Origin of the sequence: Kitasatospora sp. NPDC057512, assembly GCF_042802135.1 — a bacterium.
Classification (GTDB): Bacteria; Actinomycetota; Actinomycetes; order Streptomycetales; family Streptomycetaceae; genus Kitasatospora.
On record NZ_JBHVET010000348.1, the window covers coordinates 1 to 8,400 of the forward strand.

Annotated in this window: 7 protein-coding genes; 5 read left to right on the forward strand and 2 right to left on the reverse strand. The window is 73.6% G+C overall.

Features of this window, described 5'->3' with window-relative positions; translation table 11 throughout:
- From ACFU6K_RS22230 to ACFU6K_RS22240, 3 genes are all read left to right on the forward strand, one after another.
- Nucleotides 1-899, forward strand: an 899-nt coding sequence (locus ACFU6K_RS22230) for an NADP-dependent oxidoreductase (protein WP_380665575.1), incomplete at its 5' end; no start/stop codon positions are given.
- Between the two features lie 261 nt (nucleotides 900-1,160).
- Nucleotides 1,161-3,803: a PKD domain-containing protein gene (locus ACFU6K_RS22235; protein ID WP_380665578.1), complete on the forward strand. Its 2,643-nt coding sequence runs from the start codon at nucleotides 1,161-1,163 to the stop codon at nucleotides 3,801-3,803.
- A gap of 186 nt (nucleotides 3,804-3,989) precedes the next feature.
- The gene (locus ACFU6K_RS22240) at nucleotides 3,990-5,342 is read left to right on the forward strand and encodes a Fic family protein (protein ID WP_380665579.1); all 1,353 of its coding nucleotides are present in this window, start codon (nucleotides 3,990-3,992) and stop codon (nucleotides 5,340-5,342) included.
- 35 nt (nucleotides 5,343-5,377) lie between these two features.
- Here ACFU6K_RS22240 and ACFU6K_RS22245 read toward each other — a convergent pair whose 3' ends face one another.
- Both ACFU6K_RS22245 and ACFU6K_RS22250 read right to left on the reverse strand, forming a co-directional pair.
- Nucleotides 5,378-6,019, reverse strand: coding sequence for a nucleotidyltransferase domain-containing protein (locus tag ACFU6K_RS22245; RefSeq protein ID WP_380665580.1), 642 nt, complete (start codon nucleotides 6,017-6,019; stop codon nucleotides 5,378-5,380).
- A gap of 85 nt (nucleotides 6,020-6,104) precedes the next feature.
- Complete coding sequence (locus tag ACFU6K_RS22250) at nucleotides 6,105-6,731, reverse strand: class I SAM-dependent methyltransferase (RefSeq protein WP_380665581.1); 627 nt, start codon at nucleotides 6,729-6,731, stop codon at nucleotides 6,105-6,107.
- 257 nt (nucleotides 6,732-6,988) lie between these two features.
- On the opposite strand from ACFU6K_RS22250, the gene ACFU6K_RS22255 reads away from it, so the two are divergent.
- Together ACFU6K_RS22255 and ACFU6K_RS22260 are read left to right on the forward strand one after the other, a co-directional pair.
- Nucleotides 6,989-8,197: a cytochrome P450 gene (locus ACFU6K_RS22255; RefSeq protein ID WP_380665582.1), complete on the forward strand. Its 1,209-nt coding sequence runs from the start codon at nucleotides 6,989-6,991 to the stop codon at nucleotides 8,195-8,197.
- The coding region (locus ACFU6K_RS22260; RefSeq protein WP_380665583.1) for a ferredoxin at nucleotides 8,194-8,400 on the forward strand (207 nt) is incomplete at its 3' end. The genes ACFU6K_RS22255 and ACFU6K_RS22260, both read left to right, overlap by 4 nt.

Consider the following 8,400-nt stretch of genomic DNA (forward strand, 5'->3'; position numbering starts at 1 on the left):
AGTCAGTGCGGTTCAGCCGTTTCGGCGGCCCCGAGGTCCTGGAGGTCGTGGACCTTCCCGACCCCCACCCGGGCCCCGGCCAGGTCCGCATCGCGGTACGCGCCGCCGGCGTCAACGCCAGCGACTGGAAGAAGCGCGCGGGCCTGATGGACGAGGAACTGCCGCAGGCGCTGGGGCACGAGGCGGCCGGTGTCGTGGACGAGATCGGCGAGGGCGTCACCGACGTGTCCGTCGGCGATCGCGTCGTCGGCCTGTCCGAACGCGGGGGCGCCCAGGCCGAGTCGGCGGTGCTGTCGCACTGGGCGCCGCTGCCCGCGTCCGTCCGCTTCGCCGATGCCGCCGCCCTGTCGGCCGCCCTCGAGACCGCGGCGCGCGGGCTCGACCGGCTGGGCGTGGGCGGCGGCACCGTGCTCCTCGTCAACGGCGCCTCGGGCAACGTCGGTAGCGCCGCGGTCCAGCTCGCCGTGGCCCGCGGCGCGCGGGTGATCGGCACCGCCGGCCCGGCCGGGCACGCGTACGTCCGGGCGCTGGGAGCCGAGCCCGTCGCCTACGGCCCGACCCTCGTGCCGGCGGTCCGCGCCCTGGCGCCCGGCGGCGTCGACCGCGCACTCGACGTCGCCGGCAGCGGAGCGCTGCCCGACCTCATCGACCTCACCGGCGGCCCCGAGCGAGTCGTCACCCTCTCCGACTTCGCCGGCGCCCGGGAGCACCGGGTGGCGTTCAGCCGCGGCGACGACGGCCGGGCCCTCTACGTCCTCGCCGAACTCGGCGACCTCATCGCCACCGGACGCCTCGCACTCCCTCAGGTGCACACCTTCCCGCTCGACCAGGTCGCACAGGCGCACCACCTCGGCGAGAGCGGCCACGCGGCCGGGAAGATCGTCCTGGTCAACGGCTGACAGGGGGCGCTCACCAGGTCTCCGCGGAAGACGACCTGATCCTGCGGGGCCTCGGCTCGCGCCGCCGGCCGTCCGAATCATCCGAACTGTCCGGGACGTCCGGCTCTGCCTCGTGGGCGCGTCGTCGCAGGTGGGGGCGGTGATCAAGGCCGGCGGAGCCCTCGTCATAATTGCCCTGCCTGCGATCCACGCGGCCTGACCCACCCGACCGGGCCCGTGCCCACCGGGTCAGACTCCTGTCCCATTCCGGAGGACCGCACCGTGCGCCCCAACCGCACCAAGGGCCTGCTCGCCGCAGGCCTCGTCACCGTGCTCGGTGGCATCCCCACCGCCGCCACCACGGCTTCCGCCGCCACCACCGGCTCCGCCGACGAGGCGCCCGGGGTGCTGCGGGTCGACGCCTGGGACCCGGCGTGCTCGGACTCCGGGACGGGGACGGCGGCGAAGCCGTTCTGCTCCGTCAACGCGGCCACCGCGGCGGCGCTGCCGGGGCAGACCGTCGAGGTGGCCCGGTCCACGTTCGGCTCCCGCACCTCGGTGACGAAGTCGGGCGAGCCCGGCCGGCCCATCACCATCCGGGGCGCGGCCGGCGGCGCCGCGGTGGGCGGCGACGTGCGGCTGTCCGGTGTGCACGACGTCGTCGTGGAGTCGATGCACGCCCGGGAGGTCCTGGTCACCGATTCCAGCCGGGTCACGGTGGTCCGCACCGAGGCCTCCGGGATCAAGGCCGTCGACAGCCCCGGGACGACCCTCACCAACAACACGGTGGCCGACGGCTGCACGGCCGGCATCGAGCTGGCCGGCGACTCCTCCGGGTCGAACCTCTTCAACAACGTGGTGCGCAACCACTTCTCGCCCGCCGCGCCGTACTCCTGCCCGAACCCCGCGGGTGCGGAGGTCGTGGTCTCCGCCGCCTCGGCGAAGGACACCCGGGCCGGCTCGAACACCGTCGCGCCGTACTGGACGAACTCCGGCAACGGTACGCCGTACGTCTGGGCCGGCACCCGGCACGAGACGCCCGAGTCGCTCGCGGCCGCGACCGACGGCCGGGCCGGCACGCACGACTACGTGGTGCCGCGCTGGCAGTCCGGCAACGCGCTGAACAGCGAGGTCGTCGACTCCGCCGACGAGACCGCGCCGGGCTTCGTGCCGGCCGCGCACCCGGCCGACGACCCGTCGCGGCCGAACCTCGGCACCGGCCTGGGCTACCACGACCGCGGGGCGACCGAGCGCCAGGAGCCCATAACCTCGGCCCAGTTGACGGCCGACCAGCAGCGGGCCCCGTACGGCACCGAGATCACGCTGACGGCGACCACCGGCCCGGAGAAGGCCCACTGGCCGACCTCCGTGATGACCTACCGCTACGACTTCGGCGACGGCACCCCCGCGGTCACCTCGAACTCCCCGGTGGTCAAGCACACTTACACCAAGCCGGGCACCTTCTCCGCGAACGTCACCGTGGACACCGGCGGCGGCCAGCCGTTCACCGGCGGGTACGGCGTGCAGGTGCAGGTCACGGCCCCCGGGCCGCTGACCGCCGGCGCCACCGTCCAGCAGGTCGTCCCGGACCGCTTCGACACGGCCGACGCCCCGCCGCTGGGCGTGCGGGTCGACCCGTCGGGGACCGTCTCGCCGTGGCAGGTCTCCAAGGTCGTGGTGGACTACGGCGACGGGACCCCCGCCGTCACCCGGAACACCCTGGACGCGGTCGTCCACGGGTACGCCTCGCCGGGCGACTACACCGTCACGGTGACGGTCACCGACACCGCCGGCCGCACCAGCACCGCCGCGTACCCCTTCCGGGCCGCGTACGCCCCGACCGGGTTCCTGCGCACGGAGGCATACCGGCTCGTCGACACCCGCCAGGACCCGAACCTGGACCTCCGGGGCGGCGCCGAGGTGCCCTTCACGCTCCCGACCGGCACCGCGCCCGGGGCGAACGGCGTGCCCGGGAACGTCTCCACGGTCGTCCTGAACGTGACCGTCACCGACGCCACCGAGGACACCCACCTCACCGTCTGGCCGACCGGCCAGGCCCGCCCGATCACCTCGAACGTGAACGTGGCGGCCGGCCGCACCTCGTCCAACCTGGTCACCGTGCCGATCGGCGACGCCAAGCGGATCAGCACCCTGCTCAACTCCGGCCGCGCCGAGGTGATCGTCGACGTCGTCGGCTTCTACCGCCCCAACGGCGGCGACCTGTTCACCCCGCTGTCGCCGAGCCGGCTGGTGGACACCCGCGAGAGCAGCAAGCTCGGGTCCGGCGAGACGCGTGCGGTGAAGGTCGCGGGCGTCGGCGGCGTCCCGGCGGACGCCACGTCCGTGGTGCTCAACCTGACCAGCACCGACACCGCCGTCGACACCCACCTCAAGGTGTACGCGGGCGGCGGGACCAAGCCGGTCAGCTCCAACCTGAACCCGGAGCCGGGCAAGGACAAGGCCAACCAGGTCATCGTCCCGGTCGGCCCGGACGGCACCGTCAACGTGTACAACCACAACGGTTCCACCCACGTGATCCTCGACGTCTTCGGCTACTACTCCCCGAACGGCAAGGCCACGTACACCCCGACCGTGCCCGTCCGCCTGGCCGACACCCGCACCGGCCCGTTCGCCAAGCCGGGCCCGGACAGCACCACTGTCGTCGCCGGCATCCCGGCCGGTGCCCGGGCGGCCGTCCTCAACGTGACGTCCACCAACACCACCGAGGACAGCTACCTCACGGTGCACGCCCACGGCGCCCCGCGCCCCGGCACCAGCAACCTCAACCTGCTGGCCGGCCAGACCGTGCCCAACCACGTCACCACGCCGGTCGGCGCGGACGGCAAGGTCGACATCTACAACCACGTCGGAAGCACCGACATCATCGCCGACCTGTTCGGCTACTTCACGGACGTCCGGCCGTAGTCCTGACGCCGTAGCCCTCTGACCGCTGGTGGGTCCGCACCCGAGCCCGGGTGCGGACCCACCGGCGTTCCGCCGTCAGCCGGGTGACGGTCAGGGCGAGCAGCGGCGACGAGCGTGGTGCCCTGCCCTGTGGACTGCCGGAAAAGGTGTTGCTCGCGCCCCCGGGCCCCGTGGCACTCTGACCCGGTGCTCAACACGCTTTACCCCACAGACCTGACCTGGGACGACGTCGACCCCGCCAACCACCCCTTCGACCCCGACTCGGTGGCGGGGGTGATCCGTTCCCTCGGGCCGGCGCGGCGGGTGCCCTCCCGGCTTGACCCGGCCATCGATCTGGCCAGGGTCAACTGGGCCTGGGAGGTGGCCAAACCCTGGTCCGACGCCATGACGCACGTGCTGATGGAGCACTACGGCCGCTGGGCGGCCGGGTGGCGCTGGTCGCTCGGCGAGGGGGACGTCGATGGCGGGCCGGTCGGGAACTGGTGCTGCGGATCGCACTCGATCACCACCCCGGAGCAGACCCTCGACCGGGTCGTGGCGGCGCTGTGCGAGTGGCGTGACTGGCTGGAGCGGCTCGCGGAGTGGTTCGAGGCCTACCCCCTGGACCCGGAGACCCTGGACGCGGACCGGATCCTGTGGGAGCGCGCCGCCCGCAACCTGATCCTGCAGGTGGCCGACCGGACGGGCGCCGAGAGCGGCTGGTACGGGCACTGCCGGCAGGTCCTGGAGTGGTTCCTCGGCTACTGGGGCGTTGCCCCCGAGCCGGCCGAGCGACTGGTTCGACAGGCGGTCGGCGGCCGGTTCAAGAGCTGGACCGCACCCGACACCGTCCTGGCCGATGACGTCGCGGAGCGACTCGTCGGCCCACTGCGTCCGCAGGACATTTACTGGTCGCCGGACCCGGGCGAGCTCCCGGACCACCTGGAACACTGGCTCGCCGTGCGCGAGAGCGTGCCGTGGTCGGACGGCGAGGACGGCACGGACAGCGGGCCGGTGACCCCCGCCCGCGACGGAGCGGCGGAGGACTTCCGCTTCTTCGACGCCGCCGTGGACCCCGCCCGCGCCGCCGGCCTGCTCACCGCACTGGAGCTGGTGCGGGCCGACGCGGCGCGTGGTGCCGTGCTCGACTTCGAGCTGCTGCGCGGCTGGCAGCAGCACGTGCTGGGCACCCCCGAGCCGCCGCCGCTGCGCACCCGCCCCGCCTTCGCCAAAGGCGGCGAGGAGCGCTACGGGATCGGCCCCGACACCCGCGCCCGCCTCGACGCCTGCCTGGCGCAGGCCGCCGACGGCCGGATCCCGCTGGCCGCGAGGGCGGCCCGGGTCTACCTGGATGTCTGCTTCTTCCACCCGTTCGACGACGGCAACGCCCGCGCCGCCCTGCTCACCCTGCTGTTCGTGCTGGCACGCGCAGGCGTCACCCTTGACTCGGTGCTGCTCATCCGCCGGTTCGGCTACCGGGCCGACGACCCGCACGATGCGCTGAGCCTGTGCCGCTCCGTCGAGATCCACCTCAGGCAGAGCCGCGCCGCCGCTCAGTGACCGGCGGCAGTTGACACGGGGCCCAGTGGGGGCTGCTACAGGTCCGCGCGCCAGCGGTGCCCCGGGTGTACGCGGGCGAGCAGGCCGGTCAGGGTCTGGCGCTGAGCCGGGGTCAGGTGCGGGACGGTCGCGTCGAAGTCCGACTGGTCCTTCTCGCGGACGTGCTTGGCCTTGAACAGCAGGACCAGTTCGGGGGCCAGGTACGGGATGCCGTCCCGGGTGTGGTGGATGATCTCGCGGTAGGGGAGCCGGATCGTCTCGTCGCGTCGGCAGATCCAGGTGTCGCGGTCGTGCGGTTCGCGGAACACGTCGAGCAGGTAGTCGCCGGTGGTCGGGTCGCGGAGCCAGGTCTGGTGGACGGCGGCCAGTACCTCCGGCGTGGCGTCCTCCCAGATCCGGCCGCTGCCCGCCGCGTCGAAGGCGTACCCGGGGAAACGGTCGCGGACCTCGGGATAGCCCGCGGCCGGAATCCCGATCTCGATGTCCCCGTGGGCGCGCGTCCGCCTGCCGCGGAACAGGTCCAGTGCCCACCCCGCGGCCACGTACCAGGGCGTGCCGATCCCGGCCAACCGCTGCGCGACCTCACCGGGGGTCCAGCAGGACGACCACCTGGCAGGGAGGGCTTCGATCTCGTCGGGGGACAGTTCGACGCCGCCGTCGGGCAGTTGCTCGCTCATCGCTGGAACCTATCAGCGGAGGGCTCGCCGGGGCCGTGGGCGGCGCACGTCCCGCGACCGCTCGGCCACGGCCCCGCACGGCCCGTCAGCTCTCGGGCCGCCGCGCCCAGAACAGGACGTGGCCGCTGTCGCCCTCGGGGACGAACTCCTCGTGCGCCACCTCCAGGCCGGCGCGCAGCAGCCAGGACCGGTTGGTCGCCGCGTCCGCGTGACTCCACCACATCGCGGCCCCGCCGCCGAGCCAGTCCTCGTCGGTGCCGGTCCAGGCCTGATGCCCGGTGGTGACGAGGAGCCGGCCTCCCGGCCGAAGCCACGATGCGATCCGCCCCAGCAGGGCCGGCTGCTCCCCGACCGGAATGTGGATCAGCGCGTACAGGCAGACCACGGCGTCGAAGGTCCCCGACGGGAACGCCAGGGTCGTGGCGTCCGCCCGGATGAACTCGGCCTCCGGCACCAGCTCCCGTGCCCGACGGATCTGGACGTCGCTGATGTCGACGCCCGTGACACGGTGCCCTGCCGCGGCGAGGGACCGGGCCACGGGGACTCCGGTCCCGCACCCCACGTCCAGGACCGCGCCCGGCTCCGGGAGCAGTCCGAGCAACTCCTCGATCCACGATCCGTACTTCGTCTCGCTGTTGAACGCGCGTTCGTAGTGCGCGGACAGCAGGTCGTATCCACGCCGGACCAGATCCTTCGGGTCTTCGTCATCCACAACGGCGCACCGTAGCCGTCCCTGACCGGCGGAGCGACAGCATTTCGGGCGCTGCCGGTAGGTGCCCTCCTCCCGGGCGGGGCGCTCGGGAGGCTGACTGTACGTGCCGATGGTGTTACGCTCCCGACAAGAGAGAGCTGACTCTCACTTGTCGGCCGGAAGGGCACTCGTCCGCCCTGGTCCGGAAAGGCAGGGAGAGCGCTGGCTCCGTCAAGCGTTACTGCTCTTGTGGCCCTTCGGCCGGTGAGGAGAGACCCATGACCGCGCCCGCACCGCAGTTACCCTTCGAGCGCCCCAACGCCCTGGACCTGGCGCCGCTGCTCGCGCACCTGCGCGAGGAAGGCCCGATCACCCGGGTGACGACACCGGCCGGCGACCCGGCCTGGCTGGTGACCCGCTACGAGGAGGCCCGGCTGCTCCTGAGCGACACCCGGTTCTCCCGGCTGCGCCCCGACACGGAGGGCGCCCCGAGGATCTCGGCCTCGGCGCTGCACACGCGCCCCGCCCCCTCGCCCGAGGAGGAGGACCGGGAGCACACGCGGATGCGCCGGATGCTGGCGCCCGCGTTCAGCGCGCCGCGGATGCGGCGGCTGGGCGAGCGGATCGGGGAACTGGCGGCGTCCTGCCTGGACGCGATGGACGAGGAGCGTTCGCGGGATCCGCGACGCGCCGTCAACCTGCACGACCACCTGTCGTTCCCGCTGCCGGTGATGGTGATCTGCGAGCTGCTGGGCGTGCCGGTCGCGGACCGGGACCTGCTGCGCGGCTGGTCCGAGCGGATCGCCGCGCTGTACGGCGGGGCCGACGGGGCCGCCGCCATGGCCGAGTTCGAGGCGTACGTGTCCGCCATCGCCGAGGAGAAGCGCAAGCGGCCGGGCCAGGACGTGATCAGCGACATCCTGGCCGTACAGGCGCAGGACCCCTCGTTCACCGAGGAGGAGATGGCCCGCCTGGCGGTGGGGCTGCTGTTCGCGGGCCACGAGACGACGTCGGCCCGGATCGACCTGGGGGTCCTGTTCCTGCTGAGCGACACCGGTCGGCGGGACCGGTTCGCCGCAGACCCCGACGGATCGGCCCGCGCCACCGTGGAGGAGGTCCTGCGGATGGCCGCGCCCGGTGCCCTGGGCCTGACCCGCTACGCCCGCGAGGACGTCACCGTCGCGGGGACGGCGATCGCGCGGGGCGAGGCGGTGCTGGTGGCGATCAACGCCGCGAACCGGGACGGCCGGGCGTTCGAGGAACCGGACGCCTTCGACCCGTCGCGTTCCCCCAACGCGCACCTCGCCTTCGGGCACGGCGGCCACTACTGCATCGGCAACGCGCTGGCCCGCACCGAGATGCAGATCGCGCTGACCGCGCTGTTCCGGCGCTTCCCCGGCCTGCGGCTGGCGGTGGACGCGCACAGCCTGCGCGACCACTCCGAACGGCTGGCGGGCGGCCTCGGCGAGGTCCCGGTCTTGTGGTGAACGGGGAGCAGCGGCGCGAGCGGCCCGCCGCGCGGGTGGTGGCGGACACCTCGCGGTGCGTGTCGTCGGGGCAGTGCGCGGTGACCGCGCCCTCGGTGTTCGACCAGGACGAGGCCGGGCAGGTCGTCGTGCTCGCCGCCGAGCCCGTCGGCCAGGCGGCGGAACAGGCCCGTGAGGCGGCCGCCAGGTGCCCGGTCTCGGCG

Coding starts and splice junctions, on each gene's coding strand:
- ACFU6K_RS22245 (WP_380665580.1), bottom strand. CDS start 6,019: ATGAGCGAGCAACTGCCCGACGGCGGCGTCGAACTGTCCCCCGACGAG.
- ACFU6K_RS22255 (WP_380665582.1), top strand. CDS start 6,989: ATGACCGCGCCCGCACCGCAGTTACCCTTCGAGCGCCCCAACGCCCTG.